Annotated in this window: 24 protein-coding genes; 9 read left to right on the forward strand and 15 right to left on the reverse strand. The window is 70.1% G+C overall.

The features are described from left to right. Positions 1-6: 6 nt before the first annotated feature. Complete coding sequence (locus FB390_RS19615; protein WP_141810238.1) at positions 7-951, forward strand: ABC transporter substrate-binding protein; 945 nt, start codon at positions 7-9, stop codon at positions 949-951. Between the two features lie 88 nt (positions 952-1,039). Beyond that, positions 1,040-1,666: a P-loop nucleotide/nucleoside kinase family protein gene (locus FB390_RS19620; protein ID WP_141810239.1), complete on the forward strand. Its 627-nt coding sequence runs from the start codon at positions 1,040-1,042 to the stop codon at positions 1,664-1,666. 34 nt (positions 1,667-1,700) lie between these two features. Here the strand turns inward: FB390_RS19620 and FB390_RS19625 are convergent, their stop codons facing one another. From FB390_RS19625 to FB390_RS19635, 3 genes are read right to left on the reverse strand one after another with little or no spacing between them, the layout of a single operon-like run. After that, on the reverse strand, positions 1,701-2,120 hold the full coding sequence (locus tag FB390_RS19625) for an arsenate reductase ArsC (protein ID WP_141810240.1): 420 nt from the start codon (positions 2,118-2,120) through the stop codon (positions 1,701-1,703). 33 nt (positions 2,121-2,153) lie between these two features. Then, positions 2,154-3,242 carry an ACR3 family arsenite efflux transporter gene (arsB, locus tag FB390_RS19630; protein ID WP_141810241.1) on the reverse strand — a complete coding sequence of 363 codons (1,089 nt, stop codon included), beginning with the start codon at positions 3,240-3,242 and terminating at the stop codon, positions 2,154-2,156. Further along, complete coding sequence (locus FB390_RS19635) at positions 3,239-3,613, reverse strand: ArsR/SmtB family transcription factor (RefSeq protein WP_141810242.1); 375 nt, start codon at positions 3,611-3,613, stop codon at positions 3,239-3,241. The genes arsB and FB390_RS19635 overlap by 4 nt, the downstream gene beginning before the upstream one ends. Positions 3,614-3,808: 195 nt before the next feature. Between FB390_RS19635 and FB390_RS19640 the strand changes: the two genes are divergently transcribed. After that, positions 3,809-4,255: a nitroreductase/quinone reductase family protein gene (locus tag FB390_RS19640; RefSeq protein WP_141810243.1), complete on the forward strand. Its 447-nt coding sequence runs from the start codon at positions 3,809-3,811 to the stop codon at positions 4,253-4,255. 142 nt (positions 4,256-4,397) lie between these two features. On the opposite strand, the gene FB390_RS19645 is transcribed toward FB390_RS19640, so the two are convergent. From FB390_RS19645 to FB390_RS19680, 8 genes are read right to left on the reverse strand one after another with little or no spacing between them, the layout of a single operon-like run. Then, the gene (locus FB390_RS19645; protein ID WP_141810244.1) at positions 4,398-5,447 is read right to left on the reverse strand and encodes an ABC transporter ATP-binding protein; all 1,050 of its coding nucleotides are present in this window, start codon (positions 5,445-5,447) and stop codon (positions 4,398-4,400) included. After that, a complete protein-coding gene (gene modB / locus FB390_RS19650) occupies positions 5,444-6,256 on the reverse strand; it encodes a molybdate ABC transporter permease subunit (RefSeq protein WP_141810245.1) in 813 nt (270 codons plus the stop codon). Before modB ends, FB390_RS19645 begins: the two co-directional genes overlap by 4 nt. Then, positions 6,253-6,651, reverse strand: a complete 399-nt coding sequence (locus tag FB390_RS19655; RefSeq protein WP_141810246.1) for a TOBE domain-containing protein — start codon at positions 6,649-6,651, stop codon at positions 6,253-6,255. Before FB390_RS19655 ends, modB begins: the two co-directional genes overlap by 4 nt. A 50-nt stretch (positions 6,652-6,701) precedes the next feature. Continuing rightward, positions 6,702-6,965, reverse strand: coding sequence for a helix-turn-helix transcriptional regulator (locus FB390_RS19660; RefSeq protein WP_141810247.1), 264 nt, complete (start codon positions 6,963-6,965; stop codon positions 6,702-6,704). A gap of 44 nt (positions 6,966-7,009) precedes the next feature. Continuing rightward, positions 7,010-8,347 carry a hypothetical protein gene (locus tag FB390_RS19665; RefSeq protein ID WP_141810248.1) on the reverse strand — a complete coding sequence of 446 codons (1,338 nt, stop codon included), beginning with the start codon at positions 8,345-8,347 and terminating at the stop codon, positions 7,010-7,012. Continuing rightward, complete coding sequence (locus tag FB390_RS19670) at positions 8,344-8,733, reverse strand: hypothetical protein (RefSeq protein ID WP_141810249.1); 390 nt, start codon at positions 8,731-8,733, stop codon at positions 8,344-8,346. The genes FB390_RS19665 and FB390_RS19670 overlap by 4 nt, the downstream gene beginning before the upstream one ends. Next, positions 8,730-8,921, reverse strand: coding sequence for a hypothetical protein (locus FB390_RS19675; RefSeq protein ID WP_141810250.1), 192 nt, complete (start codon positions 8,919-8,921; stop codon positions 8,730-8,732). The genes FB390_RS19670 and FB390_RS19675 overlap by 4 nt, the downstream gene beginning before the upstream one ends. Beyond that, complete coding sequence (locus FB390_RS19680; protein WP_246124323.1) at positions 8,918-10,693, reverse strand: hypothetical protein; 1,776 nt, start codon at positions 10,691-10,693, stop codon at positions 8,918-8,920. The genes FB390_RS19675 and FB390_RS19680 overlap by 4 nt, the downstream gene beginning before the upstream one ends. 437 nt (positions 10,694-11,130) lie before the next feature. Between FB390_RS19680 and FB390_RS33590 the strand changes: the two genes are divergently transcribed. Together FB390_RS33590 and map are read left to right on the forward strand one after the other, a co-directional pair. Beyond that, positions 11,131-11,277, forward strand: coding sequence for a hypothetical protein (locus tag FB390_RS33590; protein ID WP_185757093.1), 147 nt, complete (start codon positions 11,131-11,133; stop codon positions 11,275-11,277). 181 nt (positions 11,278-11,458) lie between these two features. Then, the gene (gene map, locus FB390_RS19685; RefSeq protein ID WP_141810252.1) at positions 11,459-12,226 is read left to right on the forward strand and encodes a type I methionyl aminopeptidase; all 768 of its coding nucleotides are present in this window, start codon (positions 11,459-11,461) and stop codon (positions 12,224-12,226) included. 16 nt (positions 12,227-12,242) lie between these two features. Here the strand turns inward: map and FB390_RS19690 are convergent, their stop codons facing one another. Continuing rightward, complete coding sequence (locus FB390_RS19690; RefSeq protein WP_141810253.1) at positions 12,243-12,962, reverse strand: VOC family protein; 720 nt, start codon at positions 12,960-12,962, stop codon at positions 12,243-12,245. A 123-nt stretch (positions 12,963-13,085) separates the two neighbouring features. On the opposite strand from FB390_RS19690, the gene FB390_RS19695 reads away from it, so the two are divergent. The 3 genes from FB390_RS19695 (at position 13,086) to FB390_RS19705 (ending at position 14,711) form a co-directional block, all read left to right on the forward strand. Next, a complete protein-coding gene (locus FB390_RS19695; RefSeq protein WP_141810254.1) occupies positions 13,086-13,634 on the forward strand; it encodes a PadR family transcriptional regulator in 549 nt (182 codons plus the stop codon). 24 nt (positions 13,635-13,658) lie between these two features. Continuing rightward, positions 13,659-14,045 (forward strand): PPOX class F420-dependent oxidoreductase, encoded by a 387-nt coding sequence (locus FB390_RS19700; protein ID WP_141810255.1) that lies wholly within the window; start codon positions 13,659-13,661, stop codon positions 14,043-14,045. Positions 14,046-14,210: 165 nt separating this feature from the next. Further along, on the forward strand, positions 14,211-14,711 hold the full coding sequence (locus FB390_RS19705; RefSeq protein WP_141810256.1) for a DUF4333 domain-containing protein: 501 nt from the start codon (positions 14,211-14,213) through the stop codon (positions 14,709-14,711). Positions 14,712-14,780: 69 nt separating this feature from the next. On the opposite strand, the gene FB390_RS19710 is transcribed toward FB390_RS19705, so the two are convergent. Further along, positions 14,781-16,097, reverse strand: a complete 1,317-nt coding sequence (locus FB390_RS19710) for a metallopeptidase TldD-related protein (RefSeq protein WP_185757263.1) — start codon at positions 16,095-16,097, stop codon at positions 14,781-14,783. A 95-nt stretch (positions 16,098-16,192) separates the two neighbouring features. Beyond that, the gene (locus tag FB390_RS19715; RefSeq protein WP_141810257.1) at positions 16,193-17,737 is read right to left on the reverse strand and encodes a TldD/PmbA family protein; all 1,545 of its coding nucleotides are present in this window, start codon (positions 17,735-17,737) and stop codon (positions 16,193-16,195) included. Between the two features lie 187 nt (positions 17,738-17,924). On the opposite strand from FB390_RS19715, the gene FB390_RS19720 reads away from it, so the two are divergent. After that, positions 17,925-18,581 (forward strand): TetR/AcrR family transcriptional regulator, encoded by a 657-nt coding sequence (locus FB390_RS19720; RefSeq protein ID WP_246124107.1) that lies wholly within the window; start codon positions 17,925-17,927, stop codon positions 18,579-18,581. A 7-nt stretch (positions 18,582-18,588) separates the two neighbouring features. Here the strand turns inward: FB390_RS19720 and FB390_RS19725 are convergent, their stop codons facing one another. After that, positions 18,589-19,356, reverse strand: a complete 768-nt coding sequence (locus FB390_RS19725) for a TSUP family transporter (protein ID WP_141810258.1) — start codon at positions 19,354-19,356, stop codon at positions 18,589-18,591. Positions 19,357-19,405 lie beyond the last annotated feature (49 nt).

Below are 19,405 nucleotides of genomic sequence, written 5' to 3' on the forward strand. Positions count from 1 at the left end.
ACTCCAGTGACCATTCGTGTCGGCTACTTTCCGCACAACAATTCCCTGTTCGTGCTGCGGCACCGCGGCATACTCGAACGTCGCGTGCCCGAGGTGGAATGGGTGGACCTGCGCGACCTGCCGCAGCCCGAGCGCGTCGACCCGAAGACCGGGCTGCCGTCGCTGCACTCGGACTGGCTCTTCACCGAGGGCGGCTACGACTTCATCGGCACCGGCTTCACCCCGCCCGTCACCGGGCTCGCCAACGGGCGCGACCTCGTCTACGTCGGTATCTCGGGTCCGCGCGTGGAGAACGGCAGGCTGGTGACCAAGGCGGACAGCGGCATTCGCACGCCCACCGATCTGAAGGGCAAACGCGTCGGTATAGCGCACGGCTCCTGGCAGACCACTCTGCTGCTGTTCGCGCTGGATCGAGCGGGCCTGCGCTGGTCGGATGTCGAGCCGATCGATACCGACGTCCGCGACGGCGGAACCGCGCTGCTCGACGGCTCACTCGACGCCTGGGTGGGCGCGTATCCCGGTCTCACCGCCGTGGAGGCCGCCACCGAACTGCATACGCTGATCGACACCGAACCGCTGTTCAGCCACCCCTCGCTGTGGTTCACCCGCCGCGACTTCGCCGAGAACAACCGGGCCGCACTGGAATCCATCGTCGCGGCACTCCAGGAATCGGACGCGTGGATCACCGCCAACCCGCGCGCGGCGGCGCAGTACTTCGTCGACGACGCGGTCGCCCGCGGCGGGTCCGCCGACCTCGACGCGTGGGAGGCCGCGCTGCGCGGCAGGCCGTTCGGGGTACGGCCGGTCACCGACGCGTTCCTCGACGAACAGCAGCGCGCGGCCGACCTGCTCGCGGCCAACGGGCTGCTGCCGCGCACGGTGCGGGTGCGCGACGCCGTGCTGCCGTGGATCGGGGAGGTCGTCGCCGGGACCGCGGCCGCCGCGGTCTGAATTGTCGCGGTCGATCGGCCCCGAGGACGGGTCTTCGAGCCGATCGCCGCCGACCGGCGGGCTGGAGCGCGGGTCGAACGTGCGGCGGATGTGGTGGACTGGAGCGGTGCTGGAGGACCGGGATCGGGTGGCGACGGGCGTGCGGGAACGGTTGCGCGGGGTGGCCGACGCGCTCGGCTCCCGCGGGCTGGTGCTGCTCTGCGGTTTTCCCGCCTCCGGGAAGTCGACGGCCGCGGCGTATGTGCGCGAGCTGACCGGCGCCGTCGTGCTGGACAAGGATCGCTTCGTGCCGCGTCTGGAGGAAGCGGTGATCGAGGCGTTGACCGGCGATCGCAACGACCGCGATTCCGACGTCTATCGCGCGCTGATCGCCCCCGGCCTGTACGAAGGACTCATCCGTACGGGATTGACCGTCGCCGCCGCGGCACCGGTCGTGCTCGACGCGCCGTTCCTGTCCACCATCCGGGCCGCGCACGCCGCGGGGCGCACGCTGGGCGAGCACATGCGCACCTACCCGGAGTCGGCGCCGTCGATCCCGATCGTCACGGTCTGGCTGGATACGCCCGCCGAGCGGATCCGGGCCCGGATGGTCGCGCGCGGCGCCGATCGTGACGCGTCCAAGCTCGCCGAGTGGGAGGTCTATCGGTCCTCGGTGCTCGAGTCCGGGACACGCGAGAAGGCTTACGACGCGTGCGATCTGATCGTTCCCAGCTGAGCGTCGGGCCGCCGAGGCTTTCCGGATATGTCGCTCAGTGGAAGCGAGAACGTGTGGGCAGCAGTTCCGCGACGAGTTCCTCGACACGCCTACGAATTTCGTCCCGGATGGGCCGCACGGCCTCCACGCCCATGCCCGCCGGGTCGTCGAGAATCCAGTCGCGGTAGCTCACGCCGGGGAACACCGGGCAGGTGTCGCCGCAGCCCATGGTGACGACCACGGTCGAGGTCTCCACCGCGTCGAACGTGAGTATCTTCGGCCGCTGGTCGGAGATGTCGATGCCGAGCTCGGCCATCGCCTCGACGGCGGCGGGGTTGATCGATTCGGCGGGCGCGCTGCCCGCGGAGCGGACCTCGATGTCGGCACCGGCCAGGTGCGTCAAGAATCCGGCCGCCATCTGGGAGCGTCCGGCGTTGTGCACGCAGACGAACAGGACGCTGGGCTTGGCAACCATGGGGGAGTGGGCCTTTCGTTTCGATGACGCGGTTCAGGCGAGCGGGTCGCGCGCCGCGGTGCTGGAAGGGAAGCGGTCGCGCAGTGCCAGCGACACATAGACGAGGCCGACGAGCACCGGAACCTCGATCAGCGGGCCGACGACCCCCGCGAGGGCCTGCCCGGAGCTCGCGCCGTAGGTGGCGATCGCGACGGCGATGGCGAGTTCGAAGTTGTTGCCCGCGGCCGTGAAAGCGAGGGTGGTGGTGCGCTCGTAGCCGAGGCCGAGCACGGCGCCGAGCAGGTAGCCGCCGCCCCACATGACCGCGAAGTAGGCCAGCAGCGGAATCGCGATGCGCACCACGTCGAGCGGCCGAGCGGTGATCTGCGCGCCTTGCAGAGCGAACAGGATCACGATCGTGAACAGCAGTCCGTACAGCGCCCACGGCCCGATCCTCGGCAGCATCGTCGACTCGTAGTAGTCGCGGCCTTTCGCGCGTTCGCCGAGGCGGCGGGTGAGGTATCCCGCGAGCAGCGGAATGCCGAGGAAGATCAGCACCGATTTCGCGATCTGCCACGGAGACGTCTCGATGGTCGTTCGTTCCAGGCCGAGCCAGCCCGGCAGCACGGACAGATAGAACCAGCCCAGCGCCGCGAACATGATCACCTGGAACAGCGAGTTCAGCGCGACGAGCACCGCGGCCGCTTCGCGGTCGCCGCACGCGAGGTCGTTCCAGATGACGACCATCGCGATGCAGCGCGCCAACCCGACGATGATCAAACCGGTCCGATACTCGGGGAGATCCGGAAGCAGCAGCCACGCGAGGGCGAACATCAACGCCGGGCCGAGTACCCAGTTCAATGCCAGCGAACCGAGCAGCAGCCCGCGGTCGCCGGTGACGCTGTCGAGGCGGTCGTAGCGCACCTTCGCGAGCACCGGGTACATCATGATCAACAAGCCGATCGCGATCGGCAGCGAGATGCCGTCGACCTGTACGGCGCCCAACGCATCACCGAGCCCCGGCAGCATTCGCCCGAGCAGCAGCCCGGCGGCCATCGCGACACCGATCCACACCGGCAGATACCGGTCCAGGGTGGACAGCTTGCCCGCGACACCGGCTCGGGTGGCGGTCTCGACGCTCACGCCAGCACTCCGGTCGCGCCACTCTCGACCAGCAGGACCTGCGAAAGCCGTTGCAGCGCTTCGGGAACCACACGGTAGTACACCCACGAGGCGCGGCGTTCGCTGGTGAGCAGCCCCGCCTCGCGCAGCACCTTCAGGTGATGGGAGATCGTCGGCTGGGTCAGATCGATGCCTTCGGACAACTCGCAGACGCACGCCTCCTGCCCCGCGCGGGCGGCGATGGCGCTGAGCAACCGCAGCCGAATCGGATCCGACAACGCCTTGAACACGCCCGCCAACTCGGCCGCCGCCTGGCCGGACAGCGGCTCGCGAACGATCGGCGCTGCCGAGCAGGGCTGCACCGGCATCAAGGGGAGTTCCGACTTCGACATAGGCCTATATTGATGGACATCTATACCGATAAGCAAGCAAACAGCTGGTGAACGAGTCGATCGTCGCGCCCGCCATGAGCGCGGGTGCTCATGTGGTCCAGCCGCCATGGCCGCGCGCATGCCGGACGCCGGTGTTCTCCTCGTGCCGTGCGCTCACGGGTACCGTGAATCGAAAGCCAGGGCGGTGGGGATTCGATGAGCGGTCTGAAGCGATACGAACGGGTTCTGATCCGGCTGTGGAATCCCCTGATGGCGGCCACGATCAATTGGTTCGGACCGCCCACGTACGCGCTGGTGGAGACCGTCGGCCGGCGGACCGGGCAGCCCCGTCGCGTGCCGGTGGCCAACGGTTTGGACGGCGATGTCTTCTGGCTGATCGCCGGATTGGGTCACGAGGCGCAGTACGTGCGCAATATCCGGGCGAATCCCCGGGTCCGAGTCCGCGCTCGGCCCGCCAAGCTGCGCGACGGTGTGCGGCTGCGGTGGCGGACCGGCACCGCGACCTTCCTCGACGATGACGACGCGGCCGCCCGCCACCGTCGGCTGGGCCGGGGACGGCCGTTCTACCGGCTCGACGGAATCCTGCTCCGGCGACTCGCCCGCGGCGGGCCGATGCTCACGATCCGCATAGATCTGGACTAGCTCGACGCGGCCGATCGTCAGCGCCCGCGCCCGCAGAGATCGACTTGGATAGATCGGACCCGTTCGCATTCGACCGCCGCCCACGGTCACGGCTCGGGCTACGGGCGAAGTTCGGCGTCCGAGGCGGCGACCATCACGCGGGTCAGGCCGGATAGCTGCGTACCTCGGTCGCCTTCACCGCCGCCCACAATTCCATCCCGGGCCGCAGACGGAGTTCGGCGACCGTGGCCGGGGTGATGTCGGCGAGCACGGGCGGGCGGCCGTCGAGGCGGACGCGCGTGGTGTGGGCGTGTTGTTCGATGCCGGTGATGGTGACCGGCCACATGTTGCGCGGGCTGCCTTCTGGGTGCGCCAAATGCAGGCTGACGGCGTTCGGCGGAAAGGCGACGTGCACCCGGCCGTCGGCGGGCTCGGCGATGGTGAGGACGCCGCCCTCGTCGAGGTCGACCAAGCCGCCGCGGGCGGCGCCGCGATACAGGTTGAGCCCCACCAGGTTCGCCACGTAGTCCGAACGGGGTTGCCGGGCGACCTCTGCGGGCGCGCCTTGCTGCACGACGCGGCCGTGTTCCAGGATGACGAGCCGGTCGGCGAGCACCATCGCGTCGAGCGGATCGTGGGTGACGAGCACCGTGTGGCCCGGATAGTCGCGCAGGTGATGGGCCAGATCGGAGCGCACCTGAAGCCTGGTGCTCGCGTCGAGCGCGGCGAGAGGTTCGTCCAGCAGCAGCAGCCGCGGCTCGGTGACCAGCGCGCGGGCCAGCGCGACGCGCTGGGCTTGCCCGCCGGACAACGCGCGGGGTTTGCGGTGCGCGTGCTCGGAAAGACCGACCCGATCGAGCCATTCGGCGGCGCGCTCGCGGGCCACGGCGCGCCGATGGCCGCGGGCGCGCAGCCCGAAGGCGACGTTGTCCAACGCGGAGAGGTGCCCGAAGAGCAGATAGTCCTGGAAGACCACGCCGACCTCGCGGTGCTCGGCGGGCACGAACACCGAAGGCGGTGCGTCCCAGGTCTCTTCGCCGAGTCGCACCCGTCCCTCGGTCACCGCGAGCAGGCCCGCCAACGCCCGCAACGCGGTGGTCTTGCCCGCGCCGTTCGGGCCGAGCAGCGCCACCACCTCGCCCGGTTCGGTCGTCAGCGCAAGGTCGAGGGTGAATGGGCCTCGGGGGACGCGTATCTCGGCATCCAGTGTCACAGCGCGCCCCGAATCCATCGCTCCCGCAACGCGACCAGCACGGCCACCGAGACGAGCAGCAGCACCAGGCTGAGCACGATCGCGGCGTCCGGATCCGTCTCCAGCGCCAGATACACCGCTAGCGGCATGGTGGTGGTCTCGCCGGGGAAGTTGCCCGCGAACGTGATGGTCGCTCCGAACTCGCCGAGCGCGCGGGCCCAGCAGAGCACCGCGCCCGCGACGACGCCGGGCAGCACGGACGGCAGGGTGACGCGGCGGAAGGCGTACCAGCGGGAGGCCCCGAGGGTGGCGGCGGCCTCCTCGAACCGCGGATCCGCGGCCCGCAGCGCGCCTTCCACCGAGATGACCAGGAACGGCATCGCCACGAAGGCCTCGGCCACCACCACACCCGCCGTGGTGAACGGCAACGAGACGCCGAACCAGTCGTACAGGTACTGACCGACCAGCCCACGCCGACCCAGCACCAGTAGCAGCGCGACACCGCCGACCACCGGCGGCAACACCAGCGGCACGGTGACCAGCGCCCGCATCAGGCCGCGGCCTGGCACGTCGCCGCGCGCCAGCAGCCAGGCCAGCGGAATGCCGAGCGCCAGGCAGACCAGAGTGGCCAGGCTCGCGCACACCAGCGAAAGGCGAAGCGCCTCGGCGACTTCCGCGCTGAACAGGCGTTCCGGCATGGTCGCCCACGGCGCCCGCACCGCGAGCCCGACCAACGGCGCGACCAGGAAGACCAACCCGCACACCGCGGGCAGCACGAGGATCAACGGTCGCCGCCCGCGCACCGCCCGTCGCCGCGCGGCGATGATCACGTTTCCGGAATTTCCACGACGACGTGCGTGGACTTCACCGACGCGACGGCGACACTGCCGACCTCGAGCCCGAGCTCGTCCACCGATTCGCGGCTCAGCAGCGACACCAGCCGGAACGGTCCGGCCTGCATCTCGACCTGAGCCATCACCGTGTCCTTGACGATGCGCGTCACGATGCCGCGCATGCGGTTGCGCGCGGACGCCGCCACCGTCACGCCCGGCGCGGGCGCCTCGGCGTTGGCGCGCAGGAACTGCGCCAGATCGCGTCCGTCGACGCCCTTGCGGCCGTTGTCGAGCTGGATCGCGGGCAGCCTGCCCTGATCGATCCACCGCCGCACGGTGTCGTCGCTGACACCCATCAGGGCGGCCGCTTCACTGATCCGCAGATTCGTCACGAATTGGAGTTTATTGACGTATCCGCGGGAAGGAAACCCGGGCGGTAGCGTCAGGCGGATTCGGCGAGCCCGGCGGAGCGCCAGGTGTCGGCCAGTTCCTGGAGCGGGAGGCCGAGCGCCTGGCTCAGTGCCACGACCGTGCCGAAGGCGGGCGACGGCAGGCGGCCGGTCTCGATCTTGCGCAGCGTCTCCGGCGAGATCCCGGCGGCGGTGGCGACCTCGGTGAGTTCGCGCTCGCCACGCGCCGCGCGCAGTCGAGCGCCCAGGCGGCGACCCGCCTCGATCTGGGCGGGTGTCAGCGGCAGGCGGACCATGCGACCCAGGGTAGGGTCGGTATTTAAATACCGCAAATCATCGGTCAGGCCTCGAACAACAGGTACAGCCCGGTGAAGGTGTAGCCGACCATGGTCAGCATCAGCGCCAACTGGCCGGTCAGCCGGTGCGCGGGCGGGAGGAGGCGTAGGCAGCGGTCGTGTGCGGCGGTGACGCCGAGGATGTGACCGGTGAGGACGGCCAGGACCTTGAGGCCGGCCAGCACGGCGGGATGGGTGGACAGGATGTAGTGCACGTCGAAGTCGGCCAGCCACAGGATGTTCCAGCCGCGCTGGAACGGGTCGGCGCACAGGATCAGCGTCGCCTGCCCCTTCTCGACCAAGAAGCTGAGGTAGTGCGCGATCAGGTAGCCGGCCACGATCGGGGTGAGGCTGTGCGCGAGCCGGATCGGCAGCAGCGCACGCTCCGCCTCGGTGACGCCGCCGGTCGCGCGGGCGGCCAGCCGGAAGACACCGCCGACAATGGCGATAAAGCCGAGCAACCCCGCGGTGCGCAGCAGGGTGGCCAGCGGGGTGGAGTCACCGCCCGCGCGGTCGAGGAAGTCACGCCAACTGGCGAACATCGAAAAGCTGTCGAACGCAGTCGATCCCAGCAGCGTCGCCGCCACCGCGACCGAGCCGACGAGCGCGGGCGTGCCCGCGAGATTGTCGAGCGGCCATCGCAGCACCGGGATCCCGGTATCGCGCCGCGCGTACGGACTCAGACGTGCCAGCAGACTGCTGTACACCTCCAAGGGGTCGCCGTGTTCGGCCCACGCCGTACCGAAAACCACCAGCCCGACCGTACTGACGACCAGATAGCCGAGAAACCACAGCGTCACCGCGAGCACCGAACCCGGTTCGGGATACGCCAATTCCAGCCACACGAACGAGAACAGCCCCAGCGCCGCGGGTAGGTAACCCCACGATTCCGGATAGGGCAGCAGCCCGCACTCCGGCGCACGCCCCGCGATCCGGCAGCCGAGACGGTGCAGCGCGCGCACCGGGGAGACGATCTTCCACACCGGCCCCAGCACGAGCGAGGCCACCATCACCCCGACCCACAGATAGATGTAGACGATCCCCGGCACCGGATTGTCCGCAGGCTCGGTCGCGCCGAAGAAGCCGACCGCGAGGACCGCGATCGCCCCGAGCAGCCCGAGCGCCGCGAGCACCGTCCGCACCGCCGTGGAATCGATCACGGCGCGCGCGAACGCGGGCAGTGCGACGCCCGGCGAGTCCGGATCGAGTCGCGGCTCGCGCCACGCGAAGGCCAGCACGGCGAAGGAGAACGTCAGGGCCCATGCGGCGCCGATCAGCGCGTAGGACAACGGAATCGGCAGATCGGTCGCACCGGAGATCCCATGCGCGAGAACCTCCGTCACGGGCGCACGACCACCGTGGCGACGGTCTTGTGGACGCGGTGCAGTTCGATCTCGACCCGTCCCGGCACCGCCACCGTGAACTGGAAGCGCTGACCGGCCTCGGGGCGGACCGCGAAGGTCTGCTCCGGCGTGGCGTGCACGTGCAGCTCGTCCTCGGCGTCGCTGTCGACCACCAGCTCGATCGGCTGCCCGATCTTGGCCTCCCTGCGCTCGTTCACGGGGCTCACCGACCCGTTCGCGATGCGGAACCGCACGACGACGGCGTCGGCTTCGGCGGGCGAACTCGCGCCGGGCCGCGGCGTGCTGGGGGCGTCCTCGGTGGCGCAACCCAGCGCGGCGGCCGCCACCGCGCAGACGAGCGCGGCGCAGCGCCAGGTGCGGGTCATCGGGTCTCCTCGTCGCTGTTCGAAGGGGATCGGTCGCTCTGCTCGCTCTCGCGCCGCTCGGCGCGGCGGTCGCGCACCGCGATGAGCACGATGATGCCCACCACGGCGAACGCGGGAAGGAAGGCGGGGATCGCCAGCAGAACGGAATGGTCCGCCAGCAGGTCCACGCCGTCGGCGCCGCCGGTCATCCGGCCGCGACGGGCTCGATCGCGTCCGTCCGCGCTGTGGTGGGGTAGCGGTCGTTGATCCGCGCCGCGCCCCAGGACAGGGCGCCGATCAGGATCAGGCTGCACACCAGCACGACCAGTGAGGCCGCGCCGAACAGCCAAGCCGGATGGTCGAACGACCGCTCCCGCTGCAGCACCGTGATCTCGGCGACGAACGGGCGGGTGAACTCGGGTGGCGCGGCGACCTCAGCGGCGCCGATGCCGGGATCGTCGGGCATGAAGATCGGCAGCGCGGTCTGCATGCGGCCGTCCTGCAGGCGCAGCACGGTCTTCCAGGTGCCGTGCGCCGGAACGGGTTTCGTCGAGATGTAGTGGCCGTCGCCGACGCGCCGCAGCTGGTCGACGACCAGGCCGCGACCCGGGCTGTCCGACCCGACGCCGCCCTGCCAGGCCAGGATCTGCACCCATTCGGGATCGGAGCCGACCAGATCGGCCGGTTCGAGCCGCACGTCGGCGGTCACCATGCGGCCGCCATCGACAGGCTCGGCATCGCGCAGCGCGACGGTCGCGCTCGCCTCGTCCGGGACGCGGATGAGCAGGCCGTTGGCGGTGGTGGCGGCGACGACGAGCACCGCGGCGACGACAATGGCCCGCCGCACCGGCGGGCGCGGCAGCGGCTCCCCGCGCAGCACCATGCCGAGCAGCGCGCCGACGACACCGCCCGCGATGCCGGTCGGCACCGTCATCGCCAGCAGCTCCGGCCACATTCCCGAGGGCCACGGATCGACGAACATCGCCTCGACCCAGAGGGATTCGAGCCAGACGCCGACGGTCGCCACCGCGAAGCCGGCCACCGCACCCCACCACAGCGGCTTACGCGCCAACGGAAGCAGGGCCAGCAGTTCGACGACCACGGCGGCGCCGAGGTAGAGCGGGAAGACGTTGCGCGGCGCGTCGATGAGCGGGCCGCCGACCAGGAACGCCACCACACCGCGCACCACCGTCGCGAACCCGACCACGACGAAGGTGCTGAACGCGCCCAGCGTCGCGCGCGCGGCGACCAGCGTGACGGTGGCCGCCGCGACGATCAGCATCGGTTGCAGGACCAGCCGGAACTGCTCGACGCCGAAATCGAACTCGACCTGGAACACCGAGAGGCCGATGATCAGACCGCCGAACGCGAACGCGCGCAGCGTCCAGATCAACCTGCCGTCCGCCCGATCGGGATCGGGCCGATTGCGGCTGCCCTCGAATTCCAGCAGCAGCACGCCGACCAGGGACAGTCCCGCGCCGCCGATGAGCATCAGGTGCGTGGGTCCCCAGAGCGTGACGTCCTGGCCGAACATCCGGTGCCAGATGTCGTCGAGCGGAAAGCCGATGAGCGCGTAGAGGCCCGCGCCGGCGATGAGGATGCCGCCGACGGGCGCGTACCAGCTGCGGGTGATGCGCACCGCGGCCTCGCCCGGCTTGTCGTCCAAAGGCAGCACGATCGCCAGCATTCCGGCCGTGAACAAGAAGAACAGCCCGGCGAGGATGAAGTAGTGCGCCGGGTTGGCGAGCGGGCCTTCGTCGCGGCCGTTGCCGACGTGCAGGCTGACGTCCCAGATGAAGCCGAGCAGCGCGGTGAGGATGGTGGCCAGGAACATCACGATGGGCAGTGCCACCCAGCCGGGCCGGTTGAAGACGGCGCCGATCCGGTCGGCCGTGGCGCCGAGCCAGGTGATGCGCCGCGTCCGGTGCAGATAACCGACCCACATCAGCGCCAACGCGATCAGGCCCGCGGAGCCCGTCATGATCGCCACCTGGTCGAGTGCCGCGCCGCCGCCCTCGGTGCCCTGCGCGGCGATTTGCCCTATCGCTTCGTGGATCGTGCCGGACACGAAAACCTCCAAGTCCGCTGAGTTTACACTCGTCGCCTATTAATGTTACGTAAAGTAGCACACACTGTCCACGGTGTGGTGTGCTTGCGCCGATACCTCGACGGTGTGCAGCTCGGGGCCCATTCCGGCGGTGCGGGAGCGGGGCGTCGCGCGCGTGGGGAGGGTGCCGCGCGCGACGCCGTCCATCCACTGTCAGAGTACGACTGTTCACCGATTCTGTGTGGCGCCGCTCACGGGTCGATTACCCGGTCGTGCCCCGAAATCTCGCGTGCGGGGCGGGGTTTCCCCGCGGGGAAACCGGACACCCCCCGAGTGGAATGACAACGCCGCGAGAGCGAGAGGGAGGATTCATGGTTTCCCGCGACACGATCGCCCAGCTTCGTCAGGACATCACCACGGCCGAGGACTGCAACGATCGCCAGGCGGCCGAGCGGCTGCGCGCCGAGCTGGCGGAGGCTCTGCGCGCCAAGGAGCAGGGCGAGGACGACGCGGAGTAGCGCCGCCGCCGGAGCGATCCGGCGCGTGTGTGTCTTCCGAGTGCCGCCGCGTCCGGAGAAAGCCGGGCGCGGCGCGTTCTCGCGCGTGATTGGTATTTAAATACCGCCGACGCTAGGCTGGTATAAAAATACCGGTCGGGTGGGTGCTCGCCGGTGGGATTCGGCGCAGTGGAGGTCGGGAATGGTGGAGTTGAAGTCGCCCGCGGAGATCGCTCGGATGCGAGTGGCAGGGGAGTTCGTCGCGGACGTGCTCACCGAGTTGCGCACCAGGGCGTGCGTCGGGGTCAACCTGCTGGACCTGGAAGCCTATGTGCGCGAACGCATCAAGGAACGCGGTGCGGTGTCGTGCTATTGGGATTACGCGCCGTCCTTCGGGCGCGGCCCGTTCCGCAACACGGTGTGCCTTTCGGTGAACGACGCCGTGCTGCACGGTCTTCCGTTCGACTACGCCTTGCGCGACGGTGATGTGCTGAGCATCGACCTGGCGGTCGGCGTCGACGGGTGGGTGGCCGATTCGGCCATCACGGTGATCGTCGGCACGGCGGCGGAGGCGGACCGGAAGCTGGTGCGCGCCACCGAGGAAGCGCTCGCCGCCGCCATCGCGGTCGCGCTGCCCGGCAACCGCATCGGCGATCTCTCCGCGGCCATCGAGGACGTTGCCCGCTCCTACGGCTTCCCGGTCAACACCGAGTTCGGCGGGCACGGCCTCGGGCGCACCATGCACGAGGACCCGCACGTGCCGAACGCGGGCCGGGCCGGTCGCGGGTATCGGCTGCGGCCCGGGCTCACCCTCGCCATCGAGCCGTGGTTCGCCCGCACCACCGACCGCATCTACACCGACGCCGACGGCTGGACCATCCGCTCCGCCGACGGCTCGCGCACCGCGCACTCCGAGCACACCGTCGCCATCACCGCCGACGGACCGCAGGTGCTCACCCGAGCCGCCTGACGACGAGCGTTCCGGCTCACCGCGTCTCGGTCAGCCACCGCTCCAGATCGGAGCTCGCGCCGAGTTCGGCGGCCACCGCGGCGCGATCCTCGGCCGAAAGATTCAGCGCGCGCACCTCGTCGCGGTACCGGGCGGCGCGCTCGGGATCTTCCGCGGCGACGGCGATCTCGGCGAGCATGGCCAGCGCCCGCGCTCTTTCCACCGGCGCGGCCGTGTCCGCGAAGCGGCCCAGCCCGACCTCGAGCACCCGCGCCGCTGCCCTGTCGTCGTTCTTGAAATCGCGCAGGATCCGCGCGTTGTCGAGAACCTTCGCCAGATCGGCCAGCTCGGGCGAACCGCCGTACTCGAGCTTCCGTGGTTCGTCGCGCTGGATGAACAGCAGGGTGTTGCCGTCGGGGTCGACGAGGGTGAACCGGCTCTGTCCCGGACGGAATCGGGTGATGCGCGGACGGCCCTTGGCGGCCACCTTGCCGAAGGCGGCGCGCAATGCGGCGGTGAACTCGCGGTGGCGGGCGGCCACGTCGTCGACCATCACCAGGCAGCCGACCCGCTCGGCCGGTATCTCGAAGTCCTTGGGCGGCGAGTTGAAATGTACTGGGCAGCCGTGTAATTCGAGCGCGAGATAGACGTAGGGGCGGGTCTGTTCGTGGGTCACCGTGTAGCCGATGGCCCGGTAGAAGTCGAGGGTGGTGGCCGGCGACGCGGTCCACAGCACCGGAACCGGGAAGTCGTCCATGAGTCGTTCCTCCGCAACCGCACTAGTCAAGTTTGAGTACCGCCAGGCTAGGGCTGTTCGCTGGTGGAAGTCAAATTTGAGTAGCATGGGTCGTTCGTCGCGGCACGGAGAAGGGAGCAACGCGTGGCGGCCGTCCGTCTGCTCGTCCTGGGGGTCATCCGCACGCGGCAACCCGCCCACGGTTACGCGGTGCGGCGCGAGTTGCTGTCCTGGCGCGCCGAAACCTGGACGAACGTCAAGCCCGGCTCGATCTATCACGCGCTCAAACAGCTGGCGCAGGAAGGGAAACTGCGCGCGCTCGGCACCGAGAGCAGCGATCAAGGACCCGGCCGGACGCTGTTCGAGCTCACCGAGGCGGGCGAGGCCGAGTTCCGCAGGCTCATGGACGCCGCGCTGGTCAGCATCGACATGGAAGAGCTCGGCGCCGCCATCGCGTTCATGGACGCGCTGCCGCGCGCGCACGTCATCGCGAAACTGGGGGAGCAGCGGCGCAACGCGGCCGCCGTTCGCGACGACCTGATCGCGATGATCCCGACCTTTCCCGGCCGCTACGAGGCGCCGCACATGCCCGATCTGCTGGAGCTCTGGAGCGGCGTCTTCGACAACTTGACTCGGTGGACCGACGGTCTGCTGGAGCGGCTCGAGTCGGGCGAGTACCACATGCCCGAGTGACCGCGTTGCGGATACGCTGCGATCATGACGAACTCGCTCGGTGCGGCAGGCTCCGCCGACTATGTGCAGCTGACCACCTACCGCAAGGACGGCACGCCCGTCGCCACGCCGGTGTGGGCGGTCGCCGACGGCGGCAAGCTGTATGTCTGGACGGTCACCGACAGCTGGAAAGTCAAGCGGCTGCGCCGGAATCCCGCGTGCACCGTGCAGGCATGTGACTACAGCGGCAAGCGGCTGCACGGGGCCGTCGTCGCGGGCACGGGCCGGGTGCTGGACGCCGAAGGTACCGAGCGCGTGCGCAAATTGCTGCGCAAGAAGTACTGGCTGCTCGGGCCGCTCGTCATCCTCGGCAGCAACCTGCGCAGGGGCAAAGCGGGCACGATCGGCATCGAGTTCACCCCGGAGGCCTAACCCGGGCCGAACGCCCGGAAAGTCCGGAATAGGCAAGGCGGACACGGAGTTTCCGGGGGACCGGCGGTGCGGCGATCGCGGCTCGGCTATTGTTCGTCGGGCATACCGGGGTAGTCCCCAGGCGGACACGATGTCTCGACCCTGCCCCGGGGGGAGGGATCGTTCATGACAGCACCGACTCGGCCGCCGCGGGCCTCGCAGCCCTACCCGGTCGCCGAACATCCGGACACCGGCGAATTCACCGACAGCGGCTGGCTTCCCGTGCTCGTCGCCGCCCTGATCGGCGCCGTCGCCATCGCGATCGCCGGTGTCATCGCCGGACTGGTGGTGGTCAACATCCGCGAGAGCGCGGTGGCCGACAACCCCGTGCGGACACCGGCCGCATCGGCGCCGATGGCACAGTCCCCGGCACCCGTCGCGCCGGTTCGCGCCGTCGACCCCGCGCCCCAGCTGTTGGACCAGGTGGACCTCCAGCGCGGCGTGCAACTGGTCCTCATCGACTCCTACGGCATGGACGACGTCCGCGACGTCCGCTGCCCCGCGGGCCAGACCGTCACGGTCGACGCGAGCTTCGACTGCCTCGTGAAGATCGGCAGCACACAGAAGTCCGTGTCGGTCACCATCACCGACACCGACGGCACCTACGAGGTCGGCCGCCCGCACTGAGGCCGGTCGCCGCAACGATCCCACCCCGCACGGGCCGCCGCGAGAACGCGGGCGGCCCGGCGTCGTGTGTCAGGTGGCCTGGCTGACCGAGGACATGTGGAAGTCCGGAATCCGCAACGGCGGCATGGCGGTTCGGGTGAACCAGTCCTTCCACTCCCTGGGCAGCGCGGTCTGCGTCGCGCCCGCCTCGGTGGTCCTGCGCAACAGATCGATCGGGCTCTCGTTGAAACGGAAGTTGTTCACCGCCGCGGTGACCGCTCCGTTCTCCACCAGATACACGCCATCTCTGGTGAGACCGGTCAGCAGCAGGCTGGCCGGATCCACCTCGCGGATGTACCAGAGCGTCGTGAGCAGCAGACCGCGTTCGGTGCGCGCGATCATCTCGTCCAGGCTCGCGCCGGAACCGCCGGTGAGCAAAAGATTCTCGCCGGGCACGGTCGCGGGGACGTCGAACTCCGCCGCCGTGGCGCGCGGATAGACGAGCGATTCCACGACGCCCTCGCGCAACCAGTCCACCCGCTCGGCGGACAGGCCGTTGTCGAAGACCGACAGCGTCTCCGACGAAGCGGGCGTCGCGACGAAGGGCCGATACTCCAGACCCGCGGCGGTGGGATCGGAGTACAGCGTGAGCGGAATGTCGGTGAGCCGCTCGCCGATTCGGGTACCGCCCGCGCGGGCGAAGGCATTGTGTCCTTCCTGCGCGCCGCGGCCCTCCATCGACCAGGCCAGGTAGATCATGAGGTCGGCGACCGCCGAGGGCGGCAGCAGCGTCTCGTAGCGGCCCGCGGGCAACTCGACGCGGCGGCCCGCCCAGTCCAGACGGCGATTCAGCTCGGCGAGCAGACCCGGTGTGTCGACATCGGTGAAATCCGCGGTGCCGACACCGACCCACGCGCTGGCCACCTCCGCGCCCGCGCCGCGTTTGCCGTTGATCTCCACCGAACCGGTCGGCTGCACGAAGCGGCGGCGGATGCCGGTGGAGGTGCCGAGCCAGGTGGTGTGCATCTGGTGGTGGGCGAAGCCGTAGAGCTGGTCGGCGCCGTCGAAACCGGCCGACAGGTCACGCGCCAGATCCGCGAACACCTCGATGCCCGTGCTGCCGGGCGCGTCCGCCCAGTCCGGAGCGAGCGCGTCCGATTCCAGCAGTGGCATGGCGTCTTTCGCGGGTTCGGCGGTGCGCGCCGCCGCCTCGCTGGCCCGCACGATCGCCTCGATCTCGGACGAGTCGACGCTGGTCGAGCTGACGCTGCCGACCCGGGCCGCGTGCGGTCCGTCGCGGAAGATCGAGATCACGGCCCAGTCCCGCGACACCGAGGAGCCGTTCGTGGTCATCGAATTGCCCGCCCAGCGCAGCGAGGCCTCGTGCGCGTCGGTGACGATCACCATCGCCTCGTCGGCGCGGGAGAGCGCGAGCGCCCGCTCGACGACCTCGCCCGCGGGCGCCACACCGCGCGCGCTCACCGTGTCGATGCCCGGCTCGCTCACTGGCCCGCCTCCGTCCTGGTGTTGAGAACGTTGATGCCGCGCACCAGGATCGACGGACAGCCGTGGCTGACCGCGGCCACCTGGCCGGGCTGTGCCTTACCGCAGTTGAACGCGCCGCCCAGCTGCCAGGTCGAGGGGCCGCCGACCGCCTCCATCGCGCCCCAGAAGTCGGTGGTGGTGGCCTGGTAGGCGACGTCGCGCACCTGACCGTCCAGCGCGCCGTTGCGGATGCGGAAGAAGCGCTGCCCGGTGAACTGGAAGTTGTAGCGCTGCATGTCGATCGACCACGATTTGTCGCCGACGATGTACAGCCCGTCCTCGACCCGCGAGATCAGCTCCTCGGTGCTGGTGTCGCGGTCCGGATCGGGACGCAGCGAGACGTTGGCCATTCGCTGGATCGGCACGTGGTGCGCGGAATCGGCGTAGGAACAGCCGTTGGAGCGCGCCAACCCGAGCCGCGGCGCGAATGCCCGGTCCAGCTGGTAGCCGACGAGGACGCCGTCGCGCACCAGATCCCAGCGCTGCCCGGCCACGCCCTCGTCGTCGAAGCCGACGGTGGCCAAGCCGTGGCGCTCGGTGCGGTCGCCGGTGACGTGCATGATCGGCGTGCCGTAGCGCAACGTGCCGAGCTTGTCCGGTGTCGCGAACGAGGTGCCCGCGTAAGCGGATTCGTAGCCGATGGCGCGATCGTATTCGGTGGCGTGCCCGATGGATTCGTGGATGGTCAGCCACAGATTGCTGGGATCGATGACCAGATCGGTCGGGCCCGCGGTGACGCTGGGCGCCTTCACCTTCTCGGCGAGCCAGCCGGGGATCCGTGCGAGTTCGTCGTCCCAGTCCCAGATTCCGTCCGCGCCGGTGACGTACTCCCAGCCGCGCCCCGCCGGCGCGGCGAGGGTGCGCATGGTCTCGAAGACGCCCGCGGCCGAGTCGACGGTGATCGCCTCCAGTTGCGGGTGCAGCCGGACCCGCTGCTGGGTGATCGACGAGCCCGCGGTGTCGGCGTAGTACGTCTGCTCCTTGACCTGCAACACCGAGGCGGTGACGTGGTCGACGCCGTCGGCGGCGGCCAGCCTGCCCGAATAGTCTTGCAGCAGCGCGACCTTCTCGGCGGTCGGCACGGCGAACGGGTCGAGATCGTAGGCCGAGACCCAGTGCGCGCCCGCGTAGACCGGCTCGTCGGCCAGCTCGACGCGCTCCCGGTTCAGCTCGCGCAACGCCTTGGCCACGGTGACCGCGCGGCGCGCCACCTCGGCGGCGGTGTCGGCGGTGAGCGCGGCATGCGAGGCGAAACCCCAGGTGCCGTCGACGATCACGCGGACGGCGAAGCCGAGATCGGTGGCGTTGCTGATCGCCTCGACCCGCCCGTCGCGCAGCCGGATCGACTGGGTGACCAAACGGTGCACTCGTAGGTCGGCGTGTTCGGCGCCCGCCGCGGTGGCCGCGGCGAGCGCGGCGTCGGTCAGCGCGGACAGTGGTAGCGCACGGAATTCGGCGTCGATCGCCGAACCCGACGCGTCCTCGGAAGTCGCGATGCTCACCACGGCAACGCTACCGGGTACTCGCCGAGCGGTCCGCGCGCCGTTCCGCGGCGGTGCGCGATCTCTCGCGAAATACCCAGCGGCACAGCGAAGATCCCGTCCGATGCCCGGCCTGACGTGCGCGATCGCGGCACGCGCGAGACCCGGGTTACCGCATCGGCGCCGCGGAATGCCGTACTGTGCCCGCGTGCCGCCATCCGCCCTCCGTGACCGCAAACGTGAACGTACCCGCCGCGCTCTGCTCGAGGCCGCCGTCGAGCTCTTCGAGACCAGAGGCTACGACGACACCACGGTGGCCGACATCGCCGCCGCGGCGGAGGTGGGCACGCGCACCTTCTTCAACTACTTCGCCAGCAAGGAAGAACTGCTCTTCCCCGAGCCGGACGAGCGGGTCCGGCTCGCGGTGGCCGCGATCGCCAGCCGCCGCGTCGGCGAGCGTCCGGTCGAGGTGCTGCTGCGCGCGCTGCGGGCGGCGGGCGACAACCCGGGCGAGCATCTCGTCGACGATCTCGGCGCCCGCATCGCCGCGGTTCGCGCCCAGGTCTCGCGGACCGTGCCCGCGGTGAGCGGACGCGCGGCGCACGCCCAGCTGGTGGCGCAGCGCGAGATCGGCAGGCAGCTGCACGCCGCGTTCCCGGACGAACTCGACGAGGTCGGCGCCGCGGCCCTGGTCGGCGCGGTGGTCGGCGCGGTCTCCGGCGCGCTCACCGTGCTGTTCCAGCAGCCGCATTCGGGGCCCGAGGACGGCGAGCGGCTGCACCGGCAGATCCACGAGACCACCTCCAAGGTCTTGCGGCCCTGGCTCGCCTCGACCTGCACGGCCCACGCTGAACCGGTCGGCTGAGCGCCGTTCAGCCGAACTGCTGCCAGCCCAGGCGAATCACCATCGCCACCACGACGACGAGCAGGACGATGCGGACGAATTCCGCGCCGCGGCTCAGCGCCATCCGCGATCCCGCGATCGCGCCCGCGACGTTGGCCACCGCCATGGTCGCCCCGAGCGCGAACAGGATGTGCCCGGTGAGGCCGAAGAAGAGCAGCGCGCCGACGTTGGATCCGCAGTTGATCACCTTCGCCATCGCGGCGGCCCGCACGAACTCGGTGCCGAGCAGGGTGGCGAAGGTGATGATCAGGAAGGTGCCGGTACCCGGACCCAGCAACCCGTCGTAGAGCCCGATCAGCCCGGCGGCCAGCGCCACCACCAGCACCACCTTGCGACGGCTCGGCGGATGGGTCGCCATGGTGACGCCGATGGACGGGCGCAGCGTCACGAAGATCGCGACCGACACCAGCACCACCATGACGATCGGGATGAACAGGTCGCGGTCGATCAGCGAGACGGCCGCGGCGCCGACCGCCGCGGCCACGGCGGCGATGCAGGCCGCGGGCAGCAGCACCCGCCACTGCATCGGCACCTTCTTGGCGAACGTCAGCACCGACGCGGTGGTCCCCGCGACCGCCGCCAGCTTGTTGGTGCCCAGCGCGGTCTGCGGCGCGATGCCCGGCGCCACGAGGAACAGCGTCGGAAGGATGATCAGGCCGCCGCCACCGACCACGGCGTCGACCCATCCGGCGGCGGTCGCGGCCGCCACCAGCGCCGCCCAATCTGCGAGATCCACGCTGCAAGACAACCAGACGTCCCATGTTTCCCCGCTGCCTGGGACGGTG

This window comes from Nocardia bhagyanarayanae (genome assembly GCF_006716565.1).
Classification (GTDB): Bacteria; Actinomycetota; Actinomycetes; order Mycobacteriales; family Mycobacteriaceae; genus Nocardia; species Nocardia bhagyanarayanae.

Excerpts from the sequence above, each read along its gene's own strand:
- FB390_RS19635 (WP_141810242.1), bottom strand. The coding sequence starts at position 3,613 with ATGTCGAAGTCGGAACTCCCCTTGATGCCGGTGCAGCCCTGCTCGGCA.
- FB390_RS19620 (WP_141810239.1), top strand. The coding sequence starts at position 1,040 with ATGTGGTGGACTGGAGCGGTGCTGGAGGACCGGGATCGGGTGGCGACG.
- FB390_RS19700 (WP_141810255.1), top strand. The coding sequence starts at position 13,659 with ATGACGAACTCGCTCGGTGCGGCAGGCTCCGCCGACTATGTGCAGCTG.
- FB390_RS19680 (WP_246124323.1), bottom strand. The coding sequence starts at position 10,693 with ATGACGGGCTCCGCGGGCCTGATCGCGTTGGCGCTGATGTGGGTCGGT.
- map (WP_141810252.1), top strand. The coding sequence starts at position 11,459 with ATGGTGGAGTTGAAGTCGCCCGCGGAGATCGCTCGGATGCGAGTGGCA.
- FB390_RS33590 (WP_185757093.1), top strand. The coding sequence starts at position 11,131 with ATGGTTTCCCGCGACACGATCGCCCAGCTTCGTCAGGACATCACCACG.
- FB390_RS19670 (WP_141810249.1), bottom strand. The coding sequence starts at position 8,733 with ATGACCCGCACCTGGCGCTGCGCCGCGCTCGTCTGCGCGGTGGCGGCC.
- FB390_RS19660 (WP_141810247.1), bottom strand. The coding sequence starts at position 6,965 with ATGGTCCGCCTGCCGCTGACACCCGCCCAGATCGAGGCGGGTCGCCGC.
- FB390_RS19675 (WP_141810250.1), bottom strand. The coding sequence starts at position 8,921 with ATGACCGGCGGCGCCGACGGCGTGGACCTGCTGGCGGACCATTCCGTT.
- FB390_RS19705 (WP_141810256.1), top strand. The coding sequence starts at position 14,211 with ATGACAGCACCGACTCGGCCGCCGCGGGCCTCGCAGCCCTACCCGGTC.
- FB390_RS19625 (WP_141810240.1), bottom strand. The coding sequence starts at position 2,120 with ATGGTTGCCAAGCCCAGCGTCCTGTTCGTCTGCGTGCACAACGCCGGA.
- FB390_RS19640 (WP_141810243.1), top strand. The coding sequence starts at position 3,809 with ATGAGCGGTCTGAAGCGATACGAACGGGTTCTGATCCGGCTGTGGAAT.
- FB390_RS19690 (WP_141810253.1), bottom strand. The coding sequence starts at position 12,962 with ATGGACGACTTCCCGGTTCCGGTGCTGTGGACCGCGTCGCCGGCCACC.
- FB390_RS19710 (WP_185757263.1), bottom strand. The coding sequence starts at position 16,097 with ATGGTGATCGTCACCGACGCGCACGAGGCCTCGCTGCGCTGGGCGGGC.